The following is a 15,996-nucleotide window of genomic DNA, read 5'->3' on the forward strand; positions in this document are numbered from 1 at the left end:
CTGCGCCGGGCCAGCAGGCCCGGCAGCTTTTATTCTGGGGACACGTCTTGCAGAAAACTCCAATGACGGGCAAGGGTCTGCTTCAGCTTGAAGACGAGCTGCGCAAGCTGAGATCAGAAGAACGCCCAGCTGTTATCCGCGCCATTGCGGAAGCCCGCAGCCATGGCGACCTTTCGGAAAACGCTGAATACCATGCCGCGCGCGAGCGCCAGTCCTTTATTGAAGGGCGGATTCAGGAACTGGAAGAACTGATCTCCACCGCCGAGGTGATCGAACCTTCCTCCCTGTCTGGCAGCCATATCAAGTTCGGTGCGACCGTGTGCCTTGTTGACGAAGATACGGACAAGGAAATCACCTACCAGATCGTGGGCCTGCACGAGGCGGACATTAAACAGAGCAAGATTTCCATTTCCTCCCCGCTCGCCAAATCCCTGATTGGCAAGCAGGAAGGTGACACCGTTTCCGTGCCCGCTCCCGGCGGGGACCGGACTTACGAAATCCTGTCCGTCAAATTTATCTGACATGATCTCCCTCGAAGATGTCACCGCCGCGGCCGAGCGCATTCGTGGCAAGGTTATCCGCACGCCAACACTGCCCTCCCACGCGCTCTCCCGCGCAACGGGGGCGGATATTACGCTCAAGCTGGAAAACCTTCAGGCCGTTGGCTCCTTCAAGGAACGCGGGGCCGCCAACAAGCTGGCTCTGCTGACCCCGGAGGAACGCGCACGCGGTGTTATTGCCGTATCTGCTGGCAACCACGCACAAGGTGTGGCCCGCCATGCCAGCCTGCTGGGCATTGACGCGGTTATTGTCATGCCCAAGTTCACACCCACCGGCAAAGTGGTACGCACCCGCAACTGGGGTGCGCGCGTGATACTGGAAGGTGAAACCTTTGCCGAAGCCCTGATGTTTGCACAGGACATGCAGGCGCGCGAAGGCCGGACCTTTGTGCACCCGTATGATGATGCCGCCGTTATGGCAGGCCAGGGCACCTGCGCACTGGAACTGCTGGAAGATGCGGGCGAGCTGGACATGCTGGTAGCCCCCATTGGGGGCGGCGGCCTGCTGGCGGGCTGCTCCATTGCCGCGCGCGCACTGCGCCCGAACATGGAGCTGATTGGCGTGCAGGTTGAATCGTACGATTCCCTTGCGGCTTTCCCCGGCCCGGCCACACACCCCAATGGTGGTTCCACCATTGCCGAAGGCATTGCCGTACTCCAGATTGGCAAGCAGACGGATGTGGTCATTCGCAAGCAGGTGGACAAGGTTCTGGTTGTTTCCGAATGTGCGATTGAAAACGCCATTACCCTGCTGGCCGAAGGTGCAAAACAGGTGAGCGAAGGGGCCGGAGCCGCTGCTCTTGCCGCCGTGCTGACCTACCCCGACCTGTTCCGGGGTAAAAAGGTGGCTCTTCCCATCTCTGGCGGGAACATTGACAGCCGCATTCTGGCCAACACCCTCCTGCGCGCCATGCTGCGCGACGGGCGCATCCTGCGGCTGGTTATGGAAATTCCCGACCGCCCGGGCGTGCTGGCTGATATTTCCAAAACCATCGGGGAAGCGGGCGGCAATATTATAGAAGTCTCGCACCAGAGGCTTTTTGCCGCTCCCTCCGTGCAGGCTGCCCAGCTTGAGGTGATGATAGAAGCGCGTGACCCCGAACACGCAGCCCTTATTACCAAGGCGCTGGAACGCACCTACATCGTACGCAGGGCCTGAAGGCTTTATTGCACTTTGGAATAAACCCTGAACGGGGTGGTGGAAGCAGTTCCACCACCCCGTTTTTGTATCCACCCGCCTACCCTGCTGCGCGACCTCTTTATCTTCCCCGCGTTTTGGTGGCATTATTCATGCAGAACCAAAAAAAACATAAAAATGAGGTCCAACACCATGCCATCCACCCCGCAGTCCCCCAAGCGCACTGCCATGCTGGTCATTCTTGACGGATTTGGCTGGCGCGAAGACTCGTCAGACAATGCGGTGCAACTGGCCAGAACACCCAACTTTGACCAGTTGTGGCAGGCCAACCCGCACAGCTTCCTGCGCACAAGCGGGGAGGACGTGGGCCTGCCTGCGGGGCAGATGGGCAATTCGGAAGTCGGGCACCTCAATATTGGCGCAGGCCGGGTGGTCATGCAGGAACTGCCGCGTATTTTTACCGCCATTGAAGACGGGTCCTTGGCACGCAGCCCGGTTTTGACTGATTTTATTGCCACGCTCAAAAAAACCGGTGGCACCTGCCACCTTATGGGGCTGATTTCCAACGGTGGGGTCCATTCCCATCAGGACCACGCCGCAGCCCTTGCCCGTATTGTCAGTGACGCAAGCATACCCGTAGCCCTGCACCTGTTTACCGATGGCCGCGATACAGCCCCCCGCTCGGCACACACCTACCTGCAACAGCTCCGCGCGGCTTTGCCTGCCAGTGTGCAGCTTGCCACCATATCGGGCCGCTATTACGCCATGGACCGCGACAAACGCTGGGACCGGGTGGAAAAAGCCTACAACGCTCTGGTCAGTGCCACCGGCCCGCAGGCCAATACGCCGGAAGAAGTTGTAGATGCGGCCTATGCGCAGGATGTGTCGGACGAATTCATTCTCCCCACCGTGCTGGCAGGCTATGCGGGCATGCAGGATGGGGATGGTATTCTGTCCTTCAACTTCCGGGCAGACCGTATCCGCCAGTTGATGGATACGTTGCTGGAGCCGGATTTTGCAGGCTTTGCCCGCAGCAAAACGGTGCATTTTGCCGCAGCTCTGGCCATGACCCACTATAGCGATGCTCTGGCAGGGCGCATGACCGTCCTGTTCCCGCCGGAAGAACTGACCAACCTGCTGGGCGAAGTGGTCGCGCAGGCAGGTCTCCGCCAGCTCCGTATGGCGGAGACGGAAAAATACCCCCACGTCACCTACTTCATGAATGGTGGCCGCGAAAAACTGTTTGAAGGCGAGGACCGTATTCTGGTGCCTTCCCCCAAAGTGGCCACCTACGACCTGCAACCCGAAATGTCGGCACCGGAACTGACCGACAAGGCCGTAGCCGCCATTAAAAGCCGGGAATACGACCTGATCGTGCTCAACTTTGCCAACCCGGACATGGTAGGCCATACCGGGGTGCTGGCCGCAGCCATTACCGCCGTGGAAGCCGTGGATACCGGGCTGGGCCGCATTGCCCGCGCGCTGGAGGAAGAACACGGAATCCTGCTGGTAACAGCCGACCACGGCAACTGCGAAACCATGAAAGACCCGCAGACAGGCGGCCCGCACACAGCCCATACGCTTAACCTTGTGCCCTTTATTGTTGCTGGTGCCAGCGCAACAAAACTGCATGATGGCGGCAAACTGGCTGATCTGGCCCCGACCCTGCTTGATGCCCTCAACCTGCCCAAACCCGCCGAAATGACAGGCCAGTCCCTGCTTGCGCACTGAATGAGCACTCCCCGGCCATTTTTTTACGCCACAGGCCCCTCTGCCAAAACAGGTGGCACACTGGTCGGGGCAGCATTGCTGCTGGGGGTGGGCCTGTTCTGCCCCCTACAGGCAGTCTGGGGAGCAGAGCACACACACCACGCCCGGCAGGCCGGCGCCACCAGCGCGCATAAAAAAAAGCATACCAGCCAACAGGGCACACCAACTCCGGATACGCTGCCCAATGCGCGCCCCCCAGCCCACGGCAAGGTGGGGCATTCCGTTTTGCAGGCACAGGCGGCAGTAGAAGCCGCCCGCGCGCAGCATCTGGCCATGGAGCAGGAAAAAAAACGGCAGGCAGAAGCCATAGAGGCGTCACGCCTTAAAAACGAAGCCGCACAGGCAGCGGCCACGCAGGCCAGAAATCAGGCACTTGCCCTGTCTGCGGCAACCGTGGCCGCAACCAGCCAGTTGCATGATACGGAACAGCAGATCTCCGACCTGAGCGAACGCATTAACGCAATCCGGGATGAACAACGGAACCTGCAAAACGCCCTGCGCACCAGCGCACAGGCCCTTGCCCCCATTCTGCCTTTGGCTGAACGCTTATCCCTTTACCCGTCCGATACCCTGCTCGCAGCCCCTGTACCACAGGGGGAGGCCGTAACCGGGTTTTTGATCCTGCGGGGGTTATCTCGCCAGATGGAGGTGCAGGCACAGGGCATGCGCACCCAGCAGGCGCGCCTGAGTGCTGTGGATGCGGACCTTTCCGCCCAGTACGCAACCCTTGCGGGGCTAAAGCAGAACCAGCGCCAGCAGCGTGATACCGTACGCCAGCAGGCTGCCCGTGCCCGCATAACCCAGCAACAGGCCAGCAAACTGGCGCAAAACACCGCACAGCAACTGCTTGCTGCAACCCAGCGCGCCTCCAGCCTGCAGGATGCGATTGCCCGGCTGGACGCGCTGGAAGATACCGCCCGCGCCGCCCTGCAGCGCGAAATTGCAGCCGCCGAGCAGGCACATCAGGCAGAGCGGGTACGGGCCGCCCGCCAGCAGGAGGCTACACTCAGCCAGAACCAGGGGCCGGGTCTGGCTGAACACAGCACAGGCACGGGCTCACAACCTGTGGCAGGCAAACTGGTTTCGGGCTGGGGGGTCGCCAGCGATTCCGGCCCCACAACCGGCATGACGTACCGCACCCCACCGGGCGCAAGTGTACGGGCCCCCTGTTCTGGCAGCGTGGACTTTGCCGGGGCATTCCGCAGCTACGGGCAGATGGTTATTTTAAACTGCGGGCGGCATTACCGCTTTGTTCTGGCAGGACTTTCCGAGCTGAGTGTGGACACGGCCCAGAGTTTGACAAAAGGCGCACCCGTGGGACACATGAGTGCCGCAGGCAGTTCCGCCACACTTTTCATTCAGCTGCGTAACGGACAAAAAACCGTCAACCCCGCTCCGTTTCTGTAAAGAGAGAGGCGGGTTGCACGCTCAGGCTGTTTCCCTCTGTTGCGGAACACGCTAGTCTTGCGCAATATGCCGCCATGCTCCGGCACGGCGCGCAACGCACCCGACCATGGTTGGTGCGCGCATTTGAAAAGACAGGAAGAACAAGCGCACGGGCAAAGCCCTGCGACAGGAGACAAGATCGCATGAAGTTCCGCACAGGTCTGATGCTCGGCGCCGCAGCCATGACCGGCCTTGCCCTGACTTTTCACCCCGGATACCACAATGGCGCTGGGTTCCTGAGCACACCTGCTCAGGCGGAAAGCACCACCCCGGACGCCTCCCCCACCACCAACCATGCGGAAACCTACCGCCTGCTGACCCTGTTTGGCACGGTGCTGGACCTTGTGCGGGCGGATTATGTTGAGCCTGTTTCCGACCGGGACCTGATCACCAACGCCCTGAACGGCATGCTCAGCGGCCTGGACCCCCATAGCTCATACATGACCCAGAAGCAGTATGATGACATGATGGTGCAGATGAAGGGCGAGTTTGGTGGCCTTGGGCTGGAACTCCAGCAGCAGGACGGCCACATCCGCGTTGTATCCCCCATTGATGGCACACCGGGCTTTCGCGCCGGGATCAAACCGGGCGACTACATTATTGCCGTAGATGGCCACACCATAGACGGCACACCGCTGGATGAAGCGGTTAAAAAAATGCGCGGCAAGGCCAATACCAAAATCACCCTGACCCTTGTGCGTGAAAAAACCCCCAAGCCCATTACGGTTACCCTGACGCGCGAGATCATTCATATCGACGTGGTTAAATCCGCTCTGTACGACCGGATTGGCTACCTGCGCATCGCCCAGTTTAATGAAACCACGGAAAAAGAACTGCTCAAGGGCTACAACACCCTCAAGCAGCAGGCCGGTGGCAAGCTTGGCGGTCTGGTGCTGGACCTGCGGAACGACCCCGGCGGCCTGCTTGATCAGGCGGTAGAGGTTTCCTCCAGCTTTATCCGCTCGGGCGAGATTGTTTCCACCCGTGCGCGCCACGCCAAGGACAGCCAGCGCTGGGATGCGCATGGTACGGATATTACGGACGGCCTGCCCATGGTGGTGCTGATCAACGGTGGCTCGGCCTCCGCATCGGAAATTGTGTCCGGCGCACTGCAAGACCACCACCGCGCCGTGCTTATTGGCACACGCACCTTTGGCAAGGGCTCCGTGCAGTCCATTATTCCCATTCCCGGCAACGGGGCCGTACGCCTGACCACCGCGCGTTACTACACGCCTTCGGGCCGTTCCATTCAGGCACTGGGCATTACGCCTGATATTGTGGTCAAGGAAACGCGAGAAGACCCCGCCTTCAGCCTGCGCGAAGCGGACCTTGAGCATATCCTTAAAAATCAGGGCGGCAACCAGACCAAGGCGCAGCCCCGTACGGACCTGCCCGCCATTGCCAAGATCATTCCCGACCAGCCACCCGCCAACTGGCCGGAGTTTGAATACAACAAGCCCAACACAGACTTCCAGCTACAGGAAGGCCTGCGTGTTGTACGCTCCATGGCTGGCCTGCCAGCCCCCGACCCCACGGCATCCCTGCCCCCGGTCAAGCCAGCGGCCAAAACCGACTGTTCAGCCCATAACTAACGCGTAGCAGGTACAAGGCAGTGGTCATGCAGACACCCCCCTTATGGCAGCAACTGCCGGCCAATGGCCGGTTGTTCATCCGCTTTTGGGGGGGGGCTTTTGCTGCGACGGCTGTCCTAGCTCTGGCCCTCCAGATGATGGGACCACCCCACCTGATTGCCGGTGGGGACGATATTGATACCGTGGCAGAACCGGGCAACAAAACCGGCACTGGTGCCCACCTTGTCAACATTCCCCCTCCGCAGGCCGGGCTGCTGGACAAGAGCGCTGGACCGGGCGGCTTTCCCCTGCCCAAGCGGGGGCCACATGGCGCCCTGCCACGGCAGGTTTACGCAGCCCCCACAGTGGACGTGCCCCCCGGCACCCCAATGGTGGCCCTGCTGGTGGATGGTGTTGGCCAGTCTGAAGACCTGACAAAAGAAGCCATTGCCGCCCTGCCCGGTCAGGTATCCCTTGCCGTCTCCCCTTATGTGGCGGACCCGGATGCCATTATGGAGGCAGCCCGCCAGCACCAGCATGAACTGCTGCTCTCGCTCCCCATGCAGGGAGATGCTGCAAAAACGGCCGATGCAGGCAAGGATGCCGCAGCCGACAGCGAAGGCCCCAAAGCATTGGGTGTTCTACTTTCTGCCCAGCAGAACATGGAAAACCTGAACTGGTCTTTGTCCCATCTGGCGGGCTACGTCGGGGTTACCAATGCCTTTGACGGGCAGAATGGTGGCGGGTTCCCCAATTCCAGCGGGTTCAAATCCATTCTCTCAGCTCTGGACCAGCGCGGCCTGCTTTACCTGAACGCAAGCCCCGATACCCGTATTGAGAGCAGCAATGCAGTCGGCACCGCTGATGTAAGCATCAACACCGACGAAGACATTGTGAATATTGACATCCAGTTGCTTAAACTCCAGCAGCTTGCCCGCCAGAACGGACGTGCCATTGGTGTGCTTGGCCCCCTGCGCCCTGTTGCTCTGGCTTGCCTGCGGGCATGGCTGCCCCACCTCAAGGATGTGGGCATAACGCTGGTACCTGTCAGCCAGCTGATCCAGCCCCCGGACCCGGCCAGCCTGCCCCAGCCTGCCAGCAATGGCCAGATGCACGTCAACCTGACCAACCCGGCCCCCCGCATGATGGGAGGCAGCCACTAATGCCTGTTGACCCAAACACCCTGCCCTACCGCCCCAATGTCGGGGCACTGATTTTTAATGCCGAAGGTCAGGTGCTTATTGCCCGCAGGACCGACATGCCCGGTGCAGGTGGTCCGCTTTCGCAGGGAACATGGCAATGCCCACAAGGCGGGATAGATGAAGGGGAAGACCCCCGCACCGCTGTCCTGCGTGAAGTCGGGGAAGAGCTAGGCACAAGCCACGTCCATATTCTGGCCGAACACCCGGAATGGATTGCCTACGACCTGCCAGCCGCACTCATTGGCCATGCCCTTGGCGGGCGCTACCGTGGCCAGACCCAGAAGTGGTTTGCCCTGCGCTTTACCGGCACCGAAGCCGACATTCAGCTGGACAGCCACCTGCCTGCCGAATTTGATGCATGGATGTGGATTGACCTGCAAACTTTGCCCAACTGTTCAGTCGGTTTTAAAAAACCGATTTACGAGCAACTGGTCAGGGATTTTGCCCGCTACGCCGTGGCCGGCTGAACCATAAGCTTTGCACTCTCTACACCTTTGAGCAGAGCTGAACACCCAAAAACAAAAAAGCCATTGGTCTGGAATAAAACATTCCCAACCAATGGCTTTTTTAATGCTGGTCTTACACGCTATGGGCGTTAGTGCGCACCTTTGGCTTTTCCATCGCCCCGAAGGGGGGAAAGCAAAAAGCAGAGTGGCACACACAAAAATGCGCCAATACCCAGAATCATGAAGACCTCGTTATAAGACAACATGGCCACCTGACGCGAAAATTCCTGAAACAGGGTATGCTGTGCTGCCGCATCGGCCAGCCCTTCTGGCGCGCCACGCGCTATGGCAGCCTGCCGCACCTGCTCCTGATACTCATTGAACGGCTGATGAAACGGCGTCATCCAATGCACCATATAGGACTGATGCGCCTGTTTGCGCTCGGTCAGCATGGCTGTTGCGCCGGAAATAGCCAAAGATCCCAGCACGTTACGCGCCATACTGAACAGGGCCGAAGCATCGGGGTTCAGCCGTTCGGGAATAGTGGAATATGCAATGGTGGAAAGCGGCACAAACAGAAAAGCCAGGCACGCCGTCTGGCTCATGCGGTACAGCATGAGGTGTTTGAAATCCAGCAATGGCAGCAACTGGGCTGAATAGAACAACGATACCCCCATAAGCGTAAAGCCTATGGCAATCACGTTGCGCACACTGGTCAGTGTCATCAGCTTACCCACCACGGGAATAAGCACGATAACGGCAATACCACCGGGGGAAAGCAGCAGCCCGGACAAGGTTGCCGTGTACCCCATAACCTGCTGGGCAAACTGCGGCACCACAATGGCCGAAGCATAAAGCAATGCCCCCATGGCCCCCATAAGGGCCGTACCCACGGCAAAATTGCGGTCCTTGAAAACACGCAGGTCCACAGCGGGTTTATCGGTACGCAGCAGCCAGAAAACAGCGCCTGTCAGGCCCAGAAAAGCCAGAACACCCATAATGCGGATAAAGGTGGAGCCAAACCAGTCTGCATCCTCCCCACGGTCCACCATGACCTCAAGGCAGCTAAAGCCCAGAGTAATCAGGCTGATGCCAATAACATCCACCGGGGCTTTCTGCTTTTGCGCCCATGGCGGGTCTTCCACCACGGCCATGACCCCTACGGTGGTCAAAAAACCGAATGGCACGTTGATGAAAAAGATCCACCGCCATGAGAAGTTATCGGTAATCCAGCCCCCAAGGGTTGGGCCAATAACCGGCCCCACAACCGCGGCAATGGCGGTTAGCCCAAAGGCTGCCGCGCGTTTGGCGGGGGGGAAGCTGTCCAGAATAATGGATTGCTGGTTGGGCTGTAGCCCACCACCAAAAAACCCCTGCATAAGCCGGAACACAACCAGCTCACCCAGACTGGTCGCCATACCACACAGGAAGGACGAGACCGTGAACATGACAATACAGATAAGAAAATAGCGTTTGCGGCCAAACACTTTTCCCAACCAGCCCGAAATGGTGAGCACAATGCCATTGGCCACCAGATAGGCTGTGAGCGTCCACGTTGAATCATCATACGTGCTGGAAAGACTACCCGCGATATGCGGCAGAGACACGTTGACAATGGTGGTGTCCAGAATCTCCATGAACGCTGCCATGGTCACCACAAACGCAACGGTCCATGGATTATGCTTTGGCTTCCACCCGGCCGACACAGCCCCTGCCTGTGCACTCATGGAGCGGTCTGCCCGCCGTTACCCACGCCTGCGCTGGAAGGCGCATCGGACGGAGGGGCATCGGAATGGCCCTGCGTATCCACGTGCACCGTTGGTTCAACCGACAGGCCAAGGGCCAGTGGCTGGTCGGGGTTCAGGCCATCATCAATCAGGATTTTAACAGGCACACGCTGCACGATCTTGACGTAGTTGCCGGTCGCATTTTCGGGCGGGAAGGCGCTAAAGGTCGCCCCTGTGCCTTTTTGCAGCGAGTCAATATGCCCATGCAGTTTAAGGCTGGGGTAAGCATCCACCCGGATGTCCACCTTCTGGCCGGGGCGCATTCTGGTGATCTGCGTTTCCTTGTAGTTGGCGACAACCCAGACTTCGGGTTCCACAATGGCAAACAGGCTCTGGCCCTGACGGACGTAATTGCCCTGCTCGATGTTACGCTGGGAAATCCAGCCATCATGCGGGGCGCGGATAACGGTCCATTCCACGTTCAGCGCGGCAGAAACCAGATTGGCCTGCGCGGCCTTGACCTGCGCTTCCTGCTGCGAAATCTGCACGGCTGCGTTTTCAATATTCGGCTGAACGGGCTGGGCCATCTGCACCGCACCTTCGGATGCCATGACCCGTGCCTGTGCTGCTTCCAGCGCAGCCTTGGCGTAATCTATATCCTGCTGGGACGTTGCGGCACGTTCCACACCATGCTGGCGGCGATAGTCTGTTTCCGCCTTGAAAAGCTGCGCCTTGGCATCGGCCAGCTGGCCCTGCGCCTGCAACAGCTTACCGGGGAATTCCAGCAGCGCCACGCGATGCATCATGTCACTCGCCTGTGCGGCGGCCTGTGCATTGGCCAGCTGCGCGGCGGCCTTGTCTTTTTCCGCCACCCAGTCACGCGGGTCAATGCGGGCCAGAATCTGGCCTTTGCGCACAAACTGGTTATCGTTCACCAGCAGTTCGGTTACGTAGCCACCCACATGCGGTGCAATGGTAATGGAGCGCCCTGCGGTAAAGGCGTCGTCCGTTTCCACCTCATTACGGGTCATGAACCAGTATAGCCCGCCTGCCACAACCAGACAGCCAATAACGCCGGAAAGAATAACCTTGCCCCGGCTGCTCTTTTTGGCCTGCGGCTTATCGGCCGATGGCTGTTCCGCAGCACTATTCTGCTCCGGCGCAGGGGGGGATGATAAAGACTGCTCGTTATGGTCGTCGGCCATTCTGTTCCTTGCCCTCTCTAACACATCCTGCGCGGCATTTTTGCGGTCAGATGCTCTGACCGACCAGTTCGGTCAGTATGTGCCACGTTCATATCCCTGCATCAAGCGCCACATAGGCCCCCATGCCCATAATTTGCGTTTATACCAGCAAAACCGCCAGCAGTTTTCTAGCGGTCCAGCCCCTGTGTTCTCACCAGACGGGCATAAAGCCCATCTTGCCGCATCAGTTCATCATGCGTGCCGCACTCCACGGCACACCCATCCTTCATGACCACCACCATGTCCGCCGAACGCACGGTGGACAGGCGATGGGCTACAATAAGTGTTGTCCGCCCCTTGCGCAGCGTGGCCAGCGCATCCTGCACCAGTGCTTCGTTCTCACTATCCAGAGCACTCGTGGCTTCATCCAGCAAAAGCAGGCGGGGGTTGCGCAGCAAGGCCCGTGCAAGTGCCACCCGCTGCCGCTGCCCGCCCGACAGGCGCTGCCCACCCGGGCCGACCACCGTATTATACCCGTTGGGCAGGGCCTGAATAAACTGCTCCGCCGCCGCAGCCTGTGCGGCAGCAGCGACCTCTGCATCAGAAGCGCCCGGCCGACCAATGAGAATATTATCGCGCACAGACAGGTCAAACAGCAGCGGGTCCTGGCTGACATACGCCATGCTGTTCCGCAGGCTTTCCAGCTGCACATCCCGCAGGTCCATTCCATCCAGCAGGATACGACCGCCAGAAACATCATGCAGGCGGGGCACAAGGGACAGTGCTGTGGACTTACCCGCCCCAGAGGAGCCGACCAGCGCAACCGTGCTACCCGGCCGGGCATCAAAGCTTAAATGCTCAAGGCCCACGCGGCCATCGGCATAAACAAAGCGGACGTTCTCAAACACAAGGTGCCCACCACCAGCGGGGAGCGGGCGGGCCTGTGGGCTGTCGGTTACGGCTGGTGGGTCATCCACCACGGCAAATATGCGCACCAGCCCGGCCAGCCCTTCCTGCAAGGCGGCATTAAGCGAGCCAAGGGCACGCAGCGGGCGCGAGGCCAGCAGCAAAGCCGCCACAAAGCCGGAAAAATCCCCCAGCGTGGCCCCACCCATGGTGGCCCGCCAGCCAGCAAAACCCAGCACTGCGGCCACGGCCACACCACCCAGCGTTTCCAGCATGGGTTCCACCCTTGCGCGGCCACGGGTAATCCGCAGCATGGCCTGATACAGATGGTTGAACGACAGAGCCGCCCGCGCGCCCTCGCTTTCCTCCAGCCTGTAAACACGCACCGTGCGCGCCTGCGCAAAACTTTCGGTTAAAAAGGCAGCCGTTTCCCCCACCCGTTCCTGCATACCGCTGGAGGCGCGGCGTACCCGTTTGCCCAGCCGCTGGAGGGGAACAGCCGCTATGGGGTACAGCACTGCTGCTATCAGGCTGAGCTCCCAGTCCATGTACACCATGGAGATAATCAGCCCCACAACCGTAACCACGTCCCCTATGCCGCTTACGGCGCGGATCATGGCATCGCGGATAATAACGGCATCTGTTGTAAACCGTGCAGCCAGCTTGGCCGGGGCCTCCCGCTCCACATGGGCGATGTCGGTCTGGATCAGGTGGTCAAACATCTGCCCCTGCAGGCCACGGATCACCAGCAGCACCAGCCCATGGGTTGCCAGTGTCTGCCCGTACTGGGCCAGAGCCTTTGCCAGCGTAATTGCCACCACCAGCAACGGAACCTGAGACAGAATACGCGGGTCGCGCGTGGCAAACATATCCAGCGCGCGCTGGATAACCAGCGGGTACAGCGCTGTTAACACCGCCATAAGCACCGTAAATACAAAAACGGTGACTATCCGGGCGGGGTAACGGCTGATCTGGGTTCGCCACAGCCGCATGAGCAGAGTGCGCGTATCATCAGGGCGCAGATGCGGGCGGGATGCGGGTCGGGTGGCATGGGGCTGGGACGTCATACCCTGTCTCTACCAGCCTCCCGGCCCTGCATGTAAGGGGCGGAACTCAGCTTTGTGCCGCTTTTGTGCCCAGATACAGTGCGATCTGTGCCCGGCATGCCTGTGCATCCGCATGGCAGCCGCCATCCAGCCACCACTGGCGGACAAGGCCCACAATACGCCCGACCTCCGGCCCGGCCTGCCCTCCCATGGCCAGAACATCCCGCCCCGCAACGGGAAAAGCCGGAACAGTCAGCCCACACACCCTGTGCCTAAGCTGCGCAAATGCCGCTTTTTCCTCCGCCGTACGCGGCTGGGCGGCCTGATGCAGCCATATGCGCCCGGCCAGCACATCCGCCGGTTCTTCCGCCACAAGGCGGCGCAGTGCCACCTCGCTCATGCTCACGTCAGGCAGGGGGGCTGCTCTGCTCAAGGCGGCAAGTGCTCCGGTTTCGGCGCGGGAGAGTTTAAGGCGGCGGGCTACGGCTGCGGTGTGCGTTGTCAGCCCTGCCAGCCGCAACAATGCGTTTGCCGGGGCACCATCATCCAGCAGGCGTACGCACCGGTCCAGCGTATGCCCTTCCGGCAAAATGCGGGCCAGAACACCCGTGCTGTCCATAAGGCGCAGAATGGCTGCCACATTGGGGCCAGCCAGAATCCGCCGTAGTTCCATCCATATCCGCTCAACAGAAAGGCCATCAAGCAGGGCAACGCCGCAGGTTATGGCCTGCACGGCCTGCTGGTCTGGCGCGCCATGCCCGTAGCGCCCATAAAACCGGAAAAACCGCAGGATGCGCAGGGCATCTTCTTTAATCCGCAATGCGGGCGCGCCAACAAACCGCACATGCCCAGCCGCCAGATCAGCCTGCCCGCCAAAATAATCGTACAGGCCCCCGGCCTGATCGACCGACATGGCGTTTATTGTAAAGTCCCGCCGCTGTGCGTCCGCCTGCCAGTCCTGCGTCCAGCGGACAACGGCGTGCCGTCCGTCTGTTTCCGTATCACGCCGGAGGGTGGTGATTTCGTACGGAGCGCCGTCCAGCACGGCGGTTACGGTTCCGTGTTGCAGGCCGGTCGCCACAACATGCGCCCCATATGCGCGCAAACGCTCCATGACCTGCTCGGGAGGTTCGGGGGTAGCCAGATCAATATCGGCAATCGGACGGTCCGCCAGCAGGTCGCGCACACACCCGCCCACAAGGCGCATGGCAGGCAGAACCTGCCACAACCGCGCCAGAGCGGCCTGCCGGGATGGGTCCAGCCCGCTTATGAGCGTGTCACGCGCCCCCATTGTCCACCGCCATCCGCGCTATGGGAAAAAAGCAGCCGCAGCTCCACACGCCCATGCAGGGCACTCCCTGGCAGGCTCCGGGCTCGGCCAGAGCAGCCAGTTCGTACCACACTGCGCGGGACAGGCGGGCTTCCAGCGGGTAGGCTCCCTCCCCCGCGCGCACGCTCAGGTACGGGGGGCACCCCTCCGGGCAGGCTTCGGGCGGGATGTCCCACACAGTCCGAATCGGGTGTTCGGAATCGGCCACCACCACTTCGTCCATATTGGTGCGAAAACTCAGCCGCTGCATGCGGCCCATGCCGGTCCAGTCCAGTTCCACCGCCAGAAAAGGAACGTCCTCAACCTCGATCAGCCCGCTTTCGAATGGTGTGCGCAGCAGGTAGGCACCCTGCGCATTCCGCGTGAGCAGGGAGCCAAACAGGCAGGACATGGCCTTGCGTTTGATCTCGGACCCACGGTACAGCCACACGCCATCCCGCCTGACCAAAAACGGCAAACGCCTGTTTTCCGCCGTATCGGGGGTATCGGTCTCGTGCTTATCGTGGCACGAAAGGGCCTGCGCGCCGCTTTCCTGTTCACCTTTCACTGACTCACCATCCTGTTAATACGTGTCCTTGTGTTGTGCACAATGATATAGGGAGCTTACCCCGCTTGATGTAAGCCCTGCATGTAATTCAGACTGGATCCATGACCACATCAGACGCACCGTTCCCGGCACAACAGCCTTCCTCCCCCCCAGAAGTGCGGGAGGCAGATCGTATCTGTGAACGGCTTGCCGCCGTCCAGCAGGAAATTTCAACCGTCATTTTCGGGCAGGACCAGATTATCCGCCAGACACTGACCACCGTTCTGGCTGGCGGGCATGCCCTGCTGGTTGGGGCACCGGGTCTGGGCAAGACATTGCTGGTTACGACCCTTGGCACCGTGCTGGGGCTGAACGCCCGCCGCGTGCAGTTTACCCCCGACCTGATGCCCTCCGACATTACCGGCAGTGAAATACTGGACGAGGATGCAACCGGGCACCGCAGCTTCCGTTTTGTGCACGGCCCCGTCTTTACCCAGTTGCTGATGGCGGACGAAATCAACCGTGCCAGCCCACGTACCCAGTCTGCCCTGTTGCAGGCCATGCAGGAACACCGCGTGAGCGTGGCCGGGGTGGAATACCCCCTGCCCGAGCCTTTTCATGTGCTGGCAACCCAGAACCCCATGGAGCAGGAAGGCACTTACCCCCTGCCCGAAGCCCAGCTGGACCGCTTTATGCTCCAGATCGGGCTGACTTTCCCCGATGCTGCGGCCGAACGCGCCATGCTGCTGGCCACAACCGGCGCACAGAACAAACAGGCCCAGCAGGTCATGGACGCGCAAAGCCTTATGCAGGCGCAGGCACTGGTCCGGCGCATGCCTGTGGGTGAAAAAGTGCTCGATGCCATTGTAAACCTTGTCCGCGCAGCCCGCCCCCAGAGCACGTCCGATGCCACATTGCGCGAGCAGATTGCCTGGGGTCCCGGCCCACGTGCAGCACAAACGCTTATGCTGGCCAGCCGTGCGCGCGCGCTGCTGGATGGCAGGCTCTCCCCCGGTCTGGATGACGTAGCCGCACTGGCCCACCCGGTGCTGGCACACCGCATGGCACTAACCTTTGCCGCCCGGGCCGAGGGGGTCACCACGGATGATATTATAACCCGACTGCTCAAGACCCTGGGTTGACC

The 15,996-nt window shown here is 60.5% G+C and carries 13 protein-coding genes; 8 read left to right on the plus strand and 5 right to left on the minus strand.

The features are described 5' to 3' along the window. Window positions 1–47: 47 nt before the first annotated feature. The 7 genes from greA to ACSYTG_RS08195 all read left to right on the plus strand — a co-directional run bounded on the left by greA (window position 48) and on the right by ACSYTG_RS08195 (window position 8,154). Window positions 48–521 (plus strand): transcription elongation factor GreA, encoded by a 474-nt coding sequence (gene greA / locus ACSYTG_RS08165; protein WP_025827198.1) that lies wholly within the window; start codon window positions 48–50, stop codon window positions 519–521. 1 nt (window position 522) lies between these two features. Beyond that, the gene (locus ACSYTG_RS08170; RefSeq protein WP_086647164.1) at window positions 523–1,719 is read left to right on the plus strand and encodes a threonine ammonia-lyase; all 1,197 of its coding nucleotides are present in this window, start codon (window positions 523–525) and stop codon (window positions 1,717–1,719) included. Between the two features lie 171 nt (window positions 1,720–1,890). Beyond that, entirely contained in the window at window positions 1,891–3,429 is a 1,539-nt protein-coding gene (gene gpmI, locus ACSYTG_RS08175) for a 2,3-bisphosphoglycerate-independent phosphoglycerate mutase (protein WP_489782892.1), read from the plus strand. Further along, on the plus strand, window positions 3,430–4,875 hold the full coding sequence (locus ACSYTG_RS08180) for a murein hydrolase activator EnvC family protein (protein WP_489782893.1): 1,446 nt from the start codon (window positions 3,430–3,432) through the stop codon (window positions 4,873–4,875). Between the two features lie 182 nt (window positions 4,876–5,057). Beyond that, on the plus strand, window positions 5,058–6,506 hold the full coding sequence (locus ACSYTG_RS08185; RefSeq protein WP_086647161.1) for a S41 family peptidase: 1,449 nt from the start codon (window positions 5,058–5,060) through the stop codon (window positions 6,504–6,506). 26 nt (window positions 6,507–6,532) lie between these two features. Further along, window positions 6,533–7,648, plus strand: coding sequence for a divergent polysaccharide deacetylase family protein (locus ACSYTG_RS08190; protein ID WP_165925020.1), 1,116 nt, complete (start codon window positions 6,533–6,535; stop codon window positions 7,646–7,648). After that, window positions 7,648–8,154, plus strand: coding sequence for an RNA pyrophosphohydrolase (locus tag ACSYTG_RS08195; protein WP_095348964.1), 507 nt, complete (start codon window positions 7,648–7,650; stop codon window positions 8,152–8,154). The genes ACSYTG_RS08190 and ACSYTG_RS08195 overlap by 1 nt, the downstream gene beginning before the upstream one ends. 128 nt (window positions 8,155–8,282) lie before the next feature. Here the strand turns inward: ACSYTG_RS08195 and ACSYTG_RS08200 are convergent, their stop codons facing one another. The 5 genes from ACSYTG_RS08200 to ACSYTG_RS08220 all read right to left on the minus strand — a co-directional run bounded on the left by ACSYTG_RS08200 (window position 8,283) and on the right by ACSYTG_RS08220 (window position 14,783). Further along, entirely contained in the window at window positions 8,283–9,860 is a 1,578-nt protein-coding gene (locus ACSYTG_RS08200; RefSeq protein ID WP_086647159.1) for a DHA2 family efflux MFS transporter permease subunit, read from the minus strand. Next, entirely contained in the window at window positions 9,857–11,065 is a 1,209-nt protein-coding gene (locus ACSYTG_RS08205; protein WP_086647158.1) for an HlyD family secretion protein, read from the minus strand. Before ACSYTG_RS08205 ends, ACSYTG_RS08200 begins: the two co-directional genes overlap by 4 nt. Window positions 11,066–11,232: 167 nt before the next feature. Next, entirely contained in the window at window positions 11,233–13,017 is a 1,785-nt protein-coding gene (locus ACSYTG_RS08210) for an ABC transporter ATP-binding protein (protein WP_489782894.1), read from the minus strand. Window positions 13,018–13,063: 46 nt separating this feature from the next. Further along, entirely contained in the window at window positions 13,064–14,287 is a 1,224-nt protein-coding gene (locus tag ACSYTG_RS08215) for a CCA tRNA nucleotidyltransferase (RefSeq protein ID WP_489782895.1), read from the minus strand. Then, window positions 14,274–14,783, minus strand: a complete 510-nt coding sequence (locus tag ACSYTG_RS08220) for a DUF1285 domain-containing protein (RefSeq protein ID WP_233129198.1) — start codon at window positions 14,781–14,783, stop codon at window positions 14,274–14,276. The genes ACSYTG_RS08215 and ACSYTG_RS08220 overlap by 14 nt, the downstream gene beginning before the upstream one ends. Window positions 14,784–14,974: 191 nt before the next feature. Here ACSYTG_RS08220 and ACSYTG_RS08225 point away from each other — a divergent pair, with 191 nt between their 5' ends. Continuing rightward, a complete protein-coding gene (locus ACSYTG_RS08225; protein ID WP_489782896.1) occupies window positions 14,975–15,994 on the plus strand; it encodes an AAA family ATPase in 1,020 nt (339 codons plus the stop codon). The last annotated feature ends 2 nt before the right edge of the window (window positions 15,995–15,996 follow it).

The sequence above is a fragment of the Acetobacter sp. ESL1128 genome, assembly GCF_058505085.1.